Annotated in this window: 8 protein-coding genes; 6 read left to right on the forward strand and 2 right to left on the reverse strand. The window is 68.3% G+C overall.

Annotated elements, in window-relative coordinates; genetic code table 11:
* Positions 1 to 98: 98 nt before the first annotated feature.
* Together cra and JRI60_RS34450 are read left to right on the forward strand one after the other, a co-directional pair.
* Positions 99 to 1,082, forward strand: coding sequence for a catabolite repressor/activator (gene cra / locus JRI60_RS34445; RefSeq protein ID WP_204220163.1), 984 nt, complete (start codon positions 99 to 101; stop codon positions 1,080 to 1,082).
* Positions 1,083 to 1,319: 237 nt separating this feature from the next.
* Positions 1,320 to 2,213, forward strand: a complete 894-nt coding sequence (locus JRI60_RS34450; RefSeq protein WP_204220164.1) for a hypothetical protein — start codon at positions 1,320 to 1,322, stop codon at positions 2,211 to 2,213.
* 53 nt (positions 2,214 to 2,266) lie between these two features.
* On the opposite strand, the gene JRI60_RS34455 is transcribed toward JRI60_RS34450, so the two are convergent.
* A complete protein-coding gene (locus JRI60_RS34455; RefSeq protein ID WP_204220165.1) occupies positions 2,267 to 4,423 on the reverse strand; it encodes a M13 family metallopeptidase in 2,157 nt (718 codons plus the stop codon).
* A 243-nt stretch (positions 4,424 to 4,666) separates the two neighbouring features.
* Between JRI60_RS34455 and JRI60_RS34460 the strand changes: the two genes are divergently transcribed.
* The 3 genes from JRI60_RS34460 to JRI60_RS34470 all read left to right on the forward strand — a co-directional run bounded on the left by JRI60_RS34460 (position 4,667) and on the right by JRI60_RS34470 (position 9,680).
* Complete coding sequence (locus JRI60_RS34460) at positions 4,667 to 7,786, forward strand: TonB-dependent receptor (protein ID WP_204220166.1); 3,120 nt, start codon at positions 4,667 to 4,669, stop codon at positions 7,784 to 7,786.
* A gap of 29 nt (positions 7,787 to 7,815) precedes the next feature.
* Complete coding sequence (locus JRI60_RS34465; RefSeq protein WP_204220167.1) at positions 7,816 to 8,472, forward strand: hypothetical protein; 657 nt, start codon at positions 7,816 to 7,818, stop codon at positions 8,470 to 8,472.
* Between the two features lie 122 nt (positions 8,473 to 8,594).
* On the forward strand, positions 8,595 to 9,680 hold the full coding sequence (locus tag JRI60_RS34470; RefSeq protein ID WP_204220168.1) for a Kelch repeat-containing protein: 1,086 nt from the start codon (positions 8,595 to 8,597) through the stop codon (positions 9,678 to 9,680).
* 48 nt (positions 9,681 to 9,728) lie between these two features.
* On the opposite strand, the gene JRI60_RS34475 is transcribed toward JRI60_RS34470, so the two are convergent.
* Entirely contained in the window at positions 9,729 to 11,918 is a 2,190-nt protein-coding gene (locus JRI60_RS34475) for a di-heme oxidoredictase family protein (RefSeq protein ID WP_204220169.1), read from the reverse strand.
* Positions 11,919 to 12,204: 286 nt separating this feature from the next.
* Between JRI60_RS34475 and JRI60_RS34480 the strand changes: the two genes are divergently transcribed.
* Complete coding sequence (locus tag JRI60_RS34480; RefSeq protein WP_204220170.1) at positions 12,205 to 14,217, forward strand: serine/threonine protein kinase; 2,013 nt, start codon at positions 12,205 to 12,207, stop codon at positions 14,215 to 14,217.
* Positions 14,218 to 14,295 lie beyond the last annotated feature (78 nt).

Genomic DNA, 14,295 nt, shown 5'->3' on the forward strand with positions numbered 1-14,295 from the left:
ATCGTGTCACCTGCATACGTTGAATGCTCGGGCCGCGCCCGAAATTTCCGAAACCCGGAAAGACGGGACGCACAACGGAGAATCAGGGGAGGTCGGAGATGACCCTGGCGGACATCGCTCGCCTGGCCGGAGTGTCGAGGACGACGGCCAGCTACGTGCTGAATGGCCAGGCCGAGGAGCGCCGCATCAGCGCCACGACCGTGCAACGGGTGCTGGCCGTGGCCGAGCGCCACAACTTCCGCATCGACGCCCAGGCGGCGGCCTTGCGGCGCGGCGCCAGCCGTACGCTGGGCCTCATCGTTCCGGACCTGGAGAACACCAGCTACGCCCGGCTCGCCAAGCTGCTCGAGCACGGCGCCCGGCGCGAGGGCTACCAGCTGCTCATCGTCGGCTCCGAGGATGATGAGCGGACCGAGCGGGAGCTCGCGTTGATGCTGCGAGCGAGGCGCTGCGATGCCCTGATCGTGGCGAGCGCGCTGCCGGCCGGGGATCCGTTCTACGCGGAGTTGATGGCGGCCGGCACTCCGGTGATCGCGGTCGACCGCGCGCTGGACCCGCGGCGCTTCGTCTGCGTGATGAGCGACAACACGGTGGCCGCCGAGGCGCTGACGCGCTCGGTGCTCGACGAGCACACCCGCAGCGTCGCCTGGTTCGACGCCGTGGCCACGCTGTCCATCACCATCGAGCGGCGCGAGGGATTCCGGCGCGCCGTCGCGGGACGGCTCGAGCGCGTCCACGAGGCCACGGGGGCCCGCTATGACCGCGAGAGCGGCGCCCGGCTGATGCGCGAGCTGCTCTCCGCGCACGGCCTGCCGGACGCGCTGGTCACCTCTTCCTATACGTTGCTGCAGGGAGTGCTCGACGTGCTGCTCGAATTGCCCTCGGGCCTGCCGCGGACGCTGCGGCTGGCGACGTTCGGGGATGAGCGCCTGCTCGATTTCCTGCCCTTGCGCGTCAACTCGATTCCCCAGCGGCACGAGCGCATCGCCGAGCTGACGCTGGCACGCGCGATGGAGGCGATCCAGGGCCGCTATGAGCCCGGCTGCGAGGTGGTCGCCCGCGAGCTCAAGCGCCGCAGCTGAGCCGCGACGGGTGTGACCCATGAGAAGACAACCCCGAGCGTCTGGTGTCCGACGGCTCTTCCTCGGACTGTCTGGCATTCCACGCGGTGACCGTCCACGGACAACGGTTCCAGGGGGGAATGACGCCCCGTGTGTATTCTTGCAAAATCAATACAGTGACACTTTCTCCTGGAGCCCACCTTCCCACCCGAAACCTCGGGAGCGAAGCGTCCGGTTCAGGGCTCTGGGGGAGACATCATGAAGCGCCTCGAGTTGTTCGGAGTGTTCCTGCTGCTGCTCGCGGAGGGCTGCGGCCCGGTGGAGGAGCCCGCCAGCCCACCTGGTGAACCCGGCGGAACAGTCATCCAGGCGCTCGAGGACGAGAATGGCCTGACAGGCAACGGCCTGGCTTTCAACGGTCTCGCCTTCAACGGCCTGGCTTTCAATGGCCTGGCCTTCAACGGCCTGTCGAGCAGCAGTTTCTCCGCCTGGTTCCAGCAGAACCCGGCGGAAGCCGACCTCGTCATGAAGTATCTGGTCCGTTGCGCCGTCCCGAATGGACAGAACCGGACGTACTCGAATGGCACGTCCACCTATGTCTGGCCTGGCCTGCTGGGACTGGCACCGGACTGGGCCAACGACCAACCCGCGACCCTGGCGGAGCAACAGGTCGTCTCCGCGTGTCTGGGCGCCCTCGTCAACAAATACGGGCGCACCGTCACCCTCTCCGTCCTGGGCACCGATGCGCGGAGTCAGCGCATCCCCTACACGCCCTCGGAGCTGTCGTCCTATCCACTGAGGGAGGCCTGCTTCTTCGGCAATCTCTTCAATGGAGAGGGGCTCTTCGTCGGCAATGACCAGGGCATGCTGTTGGCGACACAGAGCAGCCTGCGTGCGTGCGCGCTCTCGGGGACGAACGAGTGCCCTCCGCTCGTCCATATCGGCAGCTGCCACGCGCGCTGCACGCCCGACAGCACGGGGACGTACTTCACGCGGTGCAGCCGGAACGGAGTCAACTACCTGCCCATGACCACCCGGATCCGCCCCCAGGATATCTACACGTGCGGGGACGGCATCTGCCAGGCCACCGAGTCCTGCGGCAACTTCGACCGCGCCAACAGCTGCAAGCGGGACTGCGGAACCTGCGATTGAACCCCCTGGAACCCACGAGGGCCCGCCATGTGTCACGGCGGGCCCTCGCGCTCCTACCAGATGCGCACGCGCTGCTCGGGTGCGAGGTAGAGCGTCTGCCCGGGAGTGGCGCCGAAGGCCTGGTACCAGGGGTCGAGGTTGCGCACGGTCGAGGCGCGGAACTCGCCCGGTGAGTGCCCGTCCGTCAGCAGGATGCGGCGGAGGGTCGGCTCGCGGTACTTGTTGCGCCAGACCTGACCGAAGCCGAGGAAGAGGCGCTGCTCACCGGAGAAGCCGTCGAGCACCGGCGCCGGCTTTCCTCCCAGCGACAGCCGGTAGGCGTCGTAGGCGATCGACAGACCGGCGACGTCGGCGATGTTCTCGCCGAGGGTCAGCTCGCCATTCACCGGGAGATCGGGCAGCGGGCGGTAGGCGCTGTACTGGGCGGCGAGCGCCTGGCCGGCGGCCTTGAACTTCTCGGCGTCCTCCTTCGTCCACCAGTTGGCCAGCTTGCCGCGAGCGTCGAACTGCGCGCCGACGTCGTCGAAGCTGTGAACGATTTCATGCCCGATGACGGAGCCGATGCCGCCGTAGTTCACCGCCGGGTCGGCGTTCGGGTCGAAGAAGGGCGGCTGCAGGATGGCCGCGGGGAAGATGATGGAGTTCTGCTGGGGAGAGTTCAGCGCGTTCACCAGCTGCGGAACCATGAACCACTCCGACCTGTCGACCGGCTTGCCGAGCTTGTTCAGGTTGCGCTGATACTCGAAGCGGGAGGCGCGCTCGGCGTTGCCGTAGGCATCCCCGCGCACGATCTCGAGCGCCGAGTAGTCCCGCCACCGGTCCGGGTGGCCGATGCCGACCTGGAGGGTGGCCAGCTTCTCCTTCGCGCGCGCCTTCGTCTCCGGAGACATCCACGCCAGCGCGTCGATGCGCTGGCCGAACGCCGCGACGATGTTGCGGACCATCTTGTCCGCCTCCGCCTTGGCTTCCGGCGGGAAGTACTTCTCGACGTAGCGCTTGCCGATGGCCTCGCCCAGGGCGTCGCTGGTGAAGTCGACGCCGCGCTTCCAGCGCTCGCGCAGTTGCTGCGCGCCGGAGAGCACCCGGCCATTGAACGCGAAGGACTCGTCGACGAAGGCCTTGGGCAGGAAGGGCGTGGCATGCGAGATGGCGTGGAAGGTCAGGTAGTCCTTCCACGTCTGCACGGGAGCGTCGCCGACGAGCCGGGAGATCCCCGTCACCGCGCTCGGCTGCCAGATGATGATCTGGCGCTGCTGTCCGAGGCCCGCGGCGCCAAGGTAGGCGTCCCAATCCAGGCCCGGAGCGCGCCGCGCGAGCTCCTCCCGGGTCCAAGGGTTGTTGGTCTTGACCACGTCCTGCGTGTCCACCTGGGCCCAGTGGACCCGCGCGATGTCACGCTCGAGCTCGAAGACGCGGCGGGCCCTGGCCTCCACGTCGGTGATACCCGCCAGACGCAACAGATTGGCGATGTGCTGCTGGTACTGCTTGCGGACCTCCACGAACCTGGCGTTGTCGACGAGGTAGTAGTCGCGATCCGGCAGGCCCAGACCGCCCTGCAACAGATAGGCGGCGTAGCGCGAGGGCTCGTTCAGGTCCTCGGCCACCCAGAGGCCCAGGAGCCGGTCCGTGGTGACATCGCCCATGTTGAGCGGATCGACGTCGGCGCGCAGCGTGTCTCCGAGGGCGGCGGAGAGCTCGCGCCGGGTGGAGATGGAGGCGATGCGGCCGAGCTCGGGCTGGAGCGGCGACACGCCCCTGGCCTCGATGGCCGCCTCGTCCATGAAGCTCGCGAAGGCGTCACCCATCTTGCGGACGTCGCTGCCCGCGGGCGCGTTGGCGCTCGCGGCCTCCTCGATCAGCGCGCGCGTGCGCAGGCTCGCCTCTTCCGCGAGCTTCGTGAACATGCCGTAGCTGGACCGGTCGGCGGGGATCTCCGTCTTCTCGAGCCACTTGCCATTGACGAAGCGATAGAAGCTGTCGCCGGGCGCGACGGACCGGTCCATCCCCGCGGTGTCGACACCGAAGCTGCCGTAGGTGGGTTTCGGGGAAGCAGCCGGAGCGGAGGCCGCCGCGGCAGGGGGCGTCACCTGCGCCGGCCCCGCCGCCTTGTCCATCGGAGCGGAAGTGGCACATGCGGCGAACAAGGCGGAGGCACTGGCAGTGAGCACCGCGCGCGTGGCGCCCGGAGTACGTCGTTTCTGAGATGGCATATGACGGAAAGTCCCTGGGGAAGTCGCCCTCCAACACCCGGTGCCCCGGCCCATTCCCCCTGTGCGGTGGAAAGGGGGTGAAGGGACCCCGGATGGGCGTGGTCGGCTATTGCATGAGCGGCGCCATGGCGGTGCACGGTCAAAGCAGGGCTTGATCCTTTCGAATGTGGACGCTTTGCTGCGTTCCCCGAGGAGCGCCCGGTGGAGACCCTCCCCCCCCCACCACCGGGCAACAACACCCCCATGACAGATAGAAGGATCCTCCGGCACTCCGGCTTGCTCGCGCTCGCCTTGTGCCTGGCAGGTAACGTGGCCCTGGCGCAGGGAACCTCCGTGCTCCTGGGCACGGTGGTGGATGCGGCCAGCCGGAAGCCCGTGGCGGACGTCGTGGTCACGGCGACCTCTCCCGCCCTCCAGGGCGAGCAGACGGTCGTCACCGACGCGTCCGGCCAGTATCGCATCCCCCAGCTTCCACCCGGCGTGTACACGCTGAGGTTCGACAGGGAGGCCTACAAGCCCCTGTCCCGCGAGAACATCGGCGTCCGGCTGGACTACTCGGTGCGCGTCAACGTGGAGCTGCTCCCCGAGGGGCTCGGAGAAGAGATGAGCGTGGTGGCCCAGGCGCCCACCGTCGACATCGGCTCCGCCTCCACCGGGGTGAACGTCAGCAAGGACTTCCTGCGCAACATCGCCGTCGTCTCCCCGAGCGGAAAGGGCGCGGGCTCGCGCTCCTTCGAGGCGCTGGCGGAGCTGGCCCCGGGCGCGAACGCGGACACCTACGGCGTCTCCGTCAGCGGCTCCACCTCGCCGGAGAACCAGTACATCGTGGATGGCGTCTCGGTGAATGATCCGGGCTTCGGCATCAACGGCACCCCGCTGAGCGTGGAGTTCATCGGCGAGGTGAACGTCATCAGCGGCGGCTACCTGCCCGAGTACGGCCGCTCCACCGGCGGCGTGGTCAACGCGGTGACGAAGTCGGGCTCCAACGAGTTCCACGGCTCGGTGTTCGGCAACCTCACCCCGGGTGCGCTGGGCAGCCGGGGGACGGAGATCCGTCAGGAGGCGGGCACCATCTCCGGCCAGGCCTCGCTGTGGAACCTGGGCGACATCGGCGCCGAGGTGGGTGGTCCCATCCTCAAGGACAAGCTGTGGTTCTACGCGGGCGTGGCGCCCTCCTTCACCCGGTACCAGCTGGAGCGCAACCTCAACGCCCTGGTGCTGGACGAGAACGGCCAGCCCGTGCAGGACGAGCTGGGCTTCTCCCAGACGCAGCGCATCGAGGGCACGCGGCGGCTCTTCTTCGCGGACCAGCGGACCTTCCAGTTCATCGGCAAGCTCACGTATCTGCTCAACCAGGACCACAACGTCAGCGTGTCGGTGACGGGCACGCCGTCGTCCGCGGGAGGCCCGGGCCGCTTCTCCATCAGCGAGCGCACCGGCGCCCCGGAGGTGGAGCGCATCAACGGCCAGCCGGGGGCCATCGCCACCCAGCGCATCGCCAACAGCCTGGACACCAGCCTCAAGTGGTCCTCCTCCTTCATGGAGAAGCGCCTGCTCTTCGACGCGACCCTCGGCTGGCACCACCAGGACTTCAGCGCGCGCGCCTCGGACGGCACGCGGGCCGGCAGCTCCGAGGGGCTCGCTGGCATCTCCAACACCACCTGGGAGCGCACCGTCGGAGGCCAGCACTCCGTCACCGAGTTCGAGCAGCTGGCGGATCCCTCCATCTGCGCCTCCCCCACCGCCGGGCTGGCCACGCGCTGCCCGGTGCTCTCCTACCTGACGGGCGGTCCGGGCCGCCTGGACGAGAGCAAGCTGGATCGCTTCCAGGGCAAGCTCATCGGCACCCTGCTGCTGCAGGCCGGGGGCCAGCACGTCATCAAGGCGGGTCTGGATCTGGAGCAGATGCGCTACGACCACATCCGCGCGGTGACCGGCAGGACCGTGCTCATCGAGTCGGATGAGGGCGACTACTTCTATGACTACCGCCAGTACGGGTACCTGATCGGCCCGGACCAGGTGGTCATCCAGGACTCCCAGCACCCGGTGTCCACGTCCAACTCCGTGGGCGGCTTCCTGCAGGACAGCTGGAGCCTGTTCGACATGGCCACCCTCAACGTGGGGTTGCGCTACGACGTCCAACACCTGGTGGGCGGTGGACAGCTCGCCATGGTGCTGGCCAACCAGTGGTCGCCGCGGCTGGGAGTGATCGTCGACCCCACCCGCTCCGGCAAGGCCAAGCTCTACGCCAACTACGCCCGCTACTACGAGAGCGTCCCGTTGGATCTCGTGGACCGCTCGTTCCCCGGCGAGCCCGGCGTGCGCTCGCAGAAGGACTCCAGCCTCTGCGACCCGCGCGACCCCGAGCAGCAGCGGGGCGTGTGCTCCACCGACGCCGCGCGCATGCCCTACCGGCCCGGGCTGGACTCCAGCCGCCTGTGGGAGACCGTGGGCGCGGGCGCCACCATCGTGGACCCGAGCATCCAGCCCCAGTCCACCGACGAGTTCGTGGTGGGCGGCGAGTACGAGCTGCTGGCCAACTCGCGCGTCGGCCTGTCCTACACGCATCGCTCCCTCAACATCGCCATCGAGGACATGAGCCGGGATGACGGCGCCACCTACTTCATCGGCAATCCGGGGCGCGGCTTCGCCACGGACTTCGACAAGCCGCAGCGCACGTATGACGCGGTGACCGTCTTCTTCCAGAAGAACTTCGCCGACCTCTGGCTGGCCCAGGTCAGCTACACGTGGTCCTCGCTGCGCGGCAACTACGAGGGCCTGTTCCGCTCCGACACCGGCCAGTTGGATCCGAACATCAACTCCGACTTCGACCTCGTCTCCCTGCTGCCCAACCGCTATGGCCCGCTGCCGGCCGACCGCACGCACCAGTTCAAGGCCTTCGGCGCGCGTGAGTTCGTCCTGCGGCCCGACCTGAGCATCAACCTGGGCGCGTCCTACCGGGGCAGCTCGGGCACGCCGTACAGCTACCTCGGGGCGCACGAGGACTACGGCACGGGACAGGCCTTCATCCTGCCGCGCGGAGAAGCGGGCCGCCTGCCCTGGGTGCACCGCATCGACGGCCGCCTGGCCCTCAACTACAAGATGACCCAGCAACTCACCGCCTCGCTCAGCGTGGACGTCTTCAACGTCTTCAACTTCCAGGCGCCCGTCGCGTACGACCAGAACTACACGACCGCGGACGTGCTGCCCATCGAGGGAGGAAGCACGAACGATCTGCCGTCGAAGCTGGTGGATCCGGACGGCAACCCGATCGACCCGTCGTCCGTCAACAAGAACTTCGGCAGGCCCACCGCCTACCAGTCGCCGCGCACCGTCCGGTTCGGCGCCCGGCTGTCCTTCTAACGACCGTGGACAGGAAAGATCCCACGCACATGACTCGACGAATCCTCGGTCTGGCGGTCGCCGCCACCCTCGCCTCTTCCTGTGACACCACGCAGCCGCCCATCGGCTGTCCGGTGCAGAGCCTGGAATGGGCCGCCACCTACAAGCCGAAGGGCGAGAGCACCTGCCCCGTGAAGCCGGGGGAGCAGCTCGGCATCCTGAAGTTCTCCACGCCCTCCGGCGACGAGCGGCTCTCCATCAACCCCGCGACGCTCGTCGCGCTCAATGAGCGAGACGCGGTGAACCTGTCGTACTCGCTCGGAGCGATGGCCAAGGCCTCGAACGCGGAGGGCTTCTGCTCCGCCTTGGACATGGCGGTCGCGGAGAAGCACGCTCCCGCCGATGCCACCCGGGAACTGCCCGCGGCGGACATCGTCTACAAGTGGAGCAACGTCCAGGTGCTCGCCATCGCGAGGGCTCCGGGCACGCAGCTGGTGGCGGACCTGGAGTACACCGAGAACGGGTGTACCGCGCAGTACGAGGTCTGGGCCATGTGGCCTGGAGACATCGACTGCGAGGGTGAGGACGGGCAGCCGGACAACTCCCTCTGCGAGACCGAGGCGAGCATCAATCCGGACTTCGCGGTCACCTGCGATCCGACCCAGCTTCGCTGCGTGCCGGCGAAGCGGCCCCCCTCCCTGAAGTAGTCGGAGATGGACCGGGAGGTGAGCGAGGGGTTCTTCAAATCCCCTTGCTCGACAAACGGTCTTCCCTACTCTCCTCCGGGCACCCGATCCACGGGAGCGCGATGCCCGGAGGAAGTAGCCCGATGAAGACCCTGCGTTCGTCCTTGTTGATGCTCGGATGGCTGTCCCTGTCCATGGGATGCCAGCCCGAGGAAACCCTTCCAACGCCCGGCACCGGGCTGGAAACCCGGGGCGAGTCCCTGACCAGTCCGGTCGGAAGCTGGTCCACTACCGCGTCCGCGGGAGGCTCGTTCCAGGTGGCCACCCTGATGCGTGGCACGGGCGATGTGCTGACCCAGCATTGCGGCATCGCGTACGTGTACAACCCGTACACGGACACGTGGCGGTGGTCGGGGACGATGAGCGCGCTGGGCCGTTGCGCCTACACCTTGACGGAGCTCCCCTCGGGCAAGGTGCTGGCGGCCGGCGGAGACATCGGCCCGAAGTACTCGGCCAGCAGGACGGAGCTGTATGACCCCGCCACCTCCACGTGGAGCACCCTCCCGAGCACCCTGAGCTCGCCCCGCTACCGGCACACCGCGACGCTGCTCGACTCGGGGCAGGTGCTGCTGGTGGGCGGCTACGGCTACCGGGAGCAGCGGACCATCCAAGGCACGGAGCTGTACACCCCGGAGACGGACACGTGGAGCATCGCGGGCAGCACCCTCATCCCCCGCTCGTCGCACACCGCGACGCTGCTCTACTCGGGCAAGGTGCTGGTGGCGGGGGGTGAAGCCCCCTCGCTCGAGTCGCACACCTCGGCGGAGATCTACGATCCGGCCACGAACACCTGGACGCTCACCGCCAGCATGGCCCGGGCGCGCAAGTACCACCTCGCGGTCCGGCTCTACTCGGGCAACGTGATGGTGCTGGGCGACGCGCATCCCACGGAGACCTCCGTGGAGATGTTCGACCCGTACAACGAGCGGTGGTTCGCGGGCCCGCCCCTGCCGTTCAGCGGCGCCTACTCCGCGACGATGCTCTACTCGGGTGAGGTGCTGGTGACGGGCAGCTTCGGGCGGGCGGCTGTGTACGATCCGTCGACGAACACGTGGCTCCCCGCCGCGACCAGGAACCAGATCCGCGCGGCGGGCGTCCCGGTGCTGCTCCACACCGGGCAGGTGCAGGTGTTCGGCCCCAACGGCCTGTCCGAGCGCTTCACGCGCTGACCCGGCGGCTGGAGGCCCGAGAGCCTCCAGCCCCGTTTCCCCGTCAGGTCACAGCGACTCGAGGAAGGCGATCACGGCCGCACGCTCTTCCAGCGAGAACGCCTCGAACAGCTCGCGGCTGGCGGTCGCCTCGCCACCGTGCCAGCCGATGGCCTCGGTCAGGGTGCGGGCGCGGCCGTCGTGCAGGTAGCGCACGTTCTGCACGCCCCCCTGCACATACTTCAGCGATCCCACGCCCCACAGCGGCGCCGTACGCCACAGGCTCGGGCCGGCCTGGCCCTCGGTCAGCGTGTCGGCCAGCTCCGGCCCCATGTCGTGCAGCAGCAGGTCGGTGTACGGGCGGATGGTCTGGTTGCGCAGCTCGGCGAACGGGTGGGTGTTGCCCGTGGTCATCTGCGGCGTGTGGCAGGTGGTGCAACGGGCCTGGGCGAACAGGGCACTGCCGCGCTCGATGAGCTGCGGATTCACATCGTGTTCCGGCGAGACGCGGATGCCCTCGGGGTAGCCGCTGCGCAGGCTGCGCTGGGCCGGCACACCGACCAGCGACAGGTAGTCCGACATGCGCTGCAGCTCCGTGTCCGACACCGCCGTGGTCGCGGTGGTGGAGCGGCAGTCGGGCGCGCCCTGCTGGCAGCTGCGCGACGGGAACACCGGCGAGGTGACGCCCATGTCCTTGACGAGCGCATCACCCACCTGGTGGCGCAGGCTCGCCTTGGTGGCCTTCCAACCGAAGCGGCCGAGGTGCACCTTGCCGGTCTCCGGGTCGTTCACCCAGTGCGGCACGCCGCGCACGCCGTCACCATTGGCGTCATCGGGGTCGGCCAGCGCCAGGATGGTGGGCTCGGCCACGGCCTCCAGCAGGCCCATGCCGATGACCTGCGGAGCCTGCCGCACGGAGAAGAGCGACGGCACGGGCCCCTTGAAGGTGTAGACGGGCTTGACCAGCTCGACCTGCTCGCCACCGGCCAGCGTGCGCACCGTCTTGTCGTAGGACGCCACGCTGACCGCGTAGTCGGGGGCGGTCGTGGAAGCGGCCCGCTGCTGCACGTTCAGACCGTAGATGGGGTCGGGCAGCACCGTGCCGTTGGCGCCCGCGACACCGGTGAGCACCGACAGGGTGTCGAGCCGCGCGCCCAGCACCGGCGCCGGGCTGCGGCCATTGGCCGTATGGCATTCGATGCAGCGCGACTGGTTATAGCGCGGGCCCAGTTGGCCCACGTGCTCGGTGAATATCGGGTTGGTGGTCGGGTGCTCGGAGTGCTTGCCATCCGCGAACGAGGTGTGGAACAGGCGGCGCCCCTGCACGAACCGCTTGGTGTTGCCGATGCCGATGTTGTTGGCCATCTGCTGGAACACCCGGTGCGGCTCCTCCGAGTAGTTGTAGGAGACACTGGCCTGTCCGCCCAGCAGGGTGGAGTCCGGCAGGGGTTCGGAATCCAGGTTGGGGACGATGCCGTACCAGGGACGCATGCCCTTGCCCACCACGTAGAGCTGCTCGAACGAGTAATAGCGCTCACCGCCGCCGTCGATGGCCGGGCTCTGCAGGCGCGGCGCGGGAGCCAGCTCGATCTTGTCGCCAATCTTCAGCGGGCTGTGGGGGGACGTGCGCCAGTTGGACGTGAAGGACATCTTGCACGTGCGCTGACCGGCGTGGCAGATGGGTTTGTTGCCTTCCTCTGGATTGTTGAAGCCATAGTTCAACGACCAGCCGAAGTCGCGCACATTGGGGTTGTTGATGTTGCGGAACAGGCTGAAGGTGGTGCCATTGAACGTGCCGTCGTTGACGTGCAGGATCACCTCGATGCGCTGGCGGCCGGCGGGCACTTCGTCACGGATCTCCAGACCGAAGGTCCTGTTCTGGAAATAGAAGGTGGGGAAGGTGAAGTACCGGCCCGGACCCTGGTCGGGTGCGTCCCAGGCCTCGCCGCGCTCACGCGCATGGCGTTCGGTGGGCCGTGCACCCATGAAGGTGACGAGGGTGCCGTCGGGCTCGGTGTACTGGAGCTGCTCGACGATCGGGGTGTCCGCCGCGTACAGCGGCGTGTACTCGGCCGTCACGCCGGTGCCCGATGGGGTGGGCGTGACGGGGGCGTTGGGAGGGGTGGCCGAGTCTCCACCTCCATTGCCGCCGCAAGCCGTCAGTGAGACGACAGCGGCGAACACGGTGGCCAGAGACGAAGCGGATGGGCGGCCGGACGAATCGAGGGGGGGCGGTATCGTCGATTTCGCGAAGCGCATGGGGGGGGAGCTTCTTTGATTAGGGTTTGTCGGCATTCATATCATATTCCTCTCATTGATGCGATGGATTGAGCATGGCGCACGCACTGGATGCACCCTCTCGCCAAACCTCATGATCTGGGAATGGACTCTCATCCTCACGATCTGGGAATGCATTCTCATCATCCAGATCCGCCCATCGTGTTGGGGAGGTGTTGAACATTCATTTTTTCATCTCTTGATTCATCCGCACGCCCACCAGTCGGCAGCGGTCATGTTACGCTGCCCCACCTCGGAGGTGCAGTGCATGAACGGAGCCCAGCCTTCTCGGCCAGGACATGACGGAGCTCGGCGGCAGCTGCCGCATCCGCCTCGGCGGCACGACGCGCCGGAGCAGCACCTGCCCCAGGTGGGAATGGAGGTGGCCGGCTACCGGCTGGAGGCGACCCTGGGCAGCGGCGGCCAGGGCACCGTGTTCCGCGCCCGGCGCGAGGACCAGCTCTTCGCGGTGAAGTTCATCTCCCGGCCCCATGCTGCGTCCTGGGCCCGGCGTGAGCTGGACGTCATGGTGAAGCTGTGGTGCGCGGGAGGGTTGCCATTGGTGGGACACGGCGAGTGGCCCGCCCTCGAGCCCCGCTTCCTCTTCCTCGTCACGCCCTATGTGCGCGGGCTGCCGCTGGACGCCTGGGCCCGGGAGCACAACCCCAACGCGCTCGAGGTGGCGGACCTGGTGCGCCAAGCCGCACGGTTGCTGGGAGCGGTGCACGCGGCCGGAGTCGTCCACCGCGATGTGAAGGGGTCCAACCTGCTGGTGTACGGCGAGCGTCGGCTGGTGCTGGTGGACTTCGGGGTGGCTACCTACGAGGGCGCGCCCAAGGTGACGGGGCCCGTGCCTCCGGGCACCTGGCCCTATCTCAGCCCCCGGGTGTGGCGCTCCTGGCGCGGTGAGGAGGACTCCCGCGCCAGCCCGGGTGATGACCTCTGGGCGCTGGGAGTGGAGCTCTATCAATTGCTCACCGGCGAGCTGCCCTTCCGGGGAAGCGAGGGCGCGCTGGTGCACGCCATCCTGCACCAGGAGCCGAGGGTGCCGCACGAGCTCAACCCGCGGGTGCCCAGGGCACTGGGGGAGGTGTGCTGGCGCATGCTGCGCAAGCAGCCTGGGGAGAGGTACGCGGACGCGCGGGCGGTGGAGGCGGCGCTGGAGGAGGCAGTGAAGCAGGCGGACGCGGCGTGGAAGGTGCCACTGTGCGAAGCCTGGGGTCCGAACAACGCCACCACCTCATGGCAACAGGAGCTGGGAGGAGACGTGGACCTGCTGGCGCTCTACGAGCGCCGGGCCGTCTACGCGCAACAGCCGGTGAGGGGAAAACCGCGTCCGCCGGATGAAGTATCCACCCAGGGCGTGCCAGGAGAGGTGCCGCCTGGACCCGAAGAGCCAGCGCGACCGCGTGCCCCGGACTCGCCCACCCCGCGCTCGCGACGGGTGCTCCAGGTCGCCGGTGCGGTGCTGGCGCTGGGCCTGAGCGTGTGGCTCGCCGTGCGCGCGCTCCCGCGTCCCTCCATGTCCACGACCTCACCGGTGGGGACACCCCGAGCCGTCCTACCAGAGGAGTTCTACCCCATCACCCTGGAGCCGGGTGGCCAGGAAGTGGCGCCTCCGTGGCGGCGGCTGGAAGGTGACGGCGGCGCGGCGCCCGAAGAGGCGGTAACCCCCGCGCCCGTTGCCAGCGCGACGCACTCCCAGGACACGCGCGTGAGGACACTTCGCAAGGCTCCCCAGGACACCCCGCAGCAGCCGCCGAAGGACTCGGGCTCCACAGCCACCAAGGTGGGGGCGGCCCTCCTCGGCTGCACCCTCGCCGCCGGTTGCCCCGGCCCCACCACCACGGCCGTGCAGGTGCGGCCCCTGCCCGCTCCCACCGAGTGCCCACCTGACTCGGTGCAAACCATGAAGGAACTGGGCTTCCGCATCGGCAAGAGCGAAACCGCCCTGTTGCCCCGGCAGGAGGAGAGCGAGCCCTTCGTTCCCGTGCGCGAGGGCCCGGGCACCACGATGCGCATCGTCCTGAGAAGACCCACGACGGAGGTGCCCGCGGGCTCCATGGTCTCGGGGCAGCTCTTCTTCGGCACGGACCGCATCCACGGCCGCTTCACTCAACTCCATACGCCGAATGGGTACACGTACCCCATCTGCATGGTGCTCGTTGATCGGAGCGACGACATGGGCGTGGGCGGCGACAACGTGAAGCCGGGCGAGAAGCCGGGCACCCTGCGCATGTCGTGGTCCGAGGGCGTCATGCCGGTGGAGCGTTTCAAGTAGAGGGCCCAAACCAGCTGGAATCAGTTCTTTCAGGGGTGCTCTTGCAGGAAAAGACGGGGCACCTTCCGGGCGCGCTCC

Origin of the sequence: Archangium violaceum (assembly GCF_016887565.1) — a bacterium.
GTDB lineage: Bacteria > Myxococcota > Myxococcia > Myxococcales > Myxococcaceae > Archangium > Archangium violaceum_B.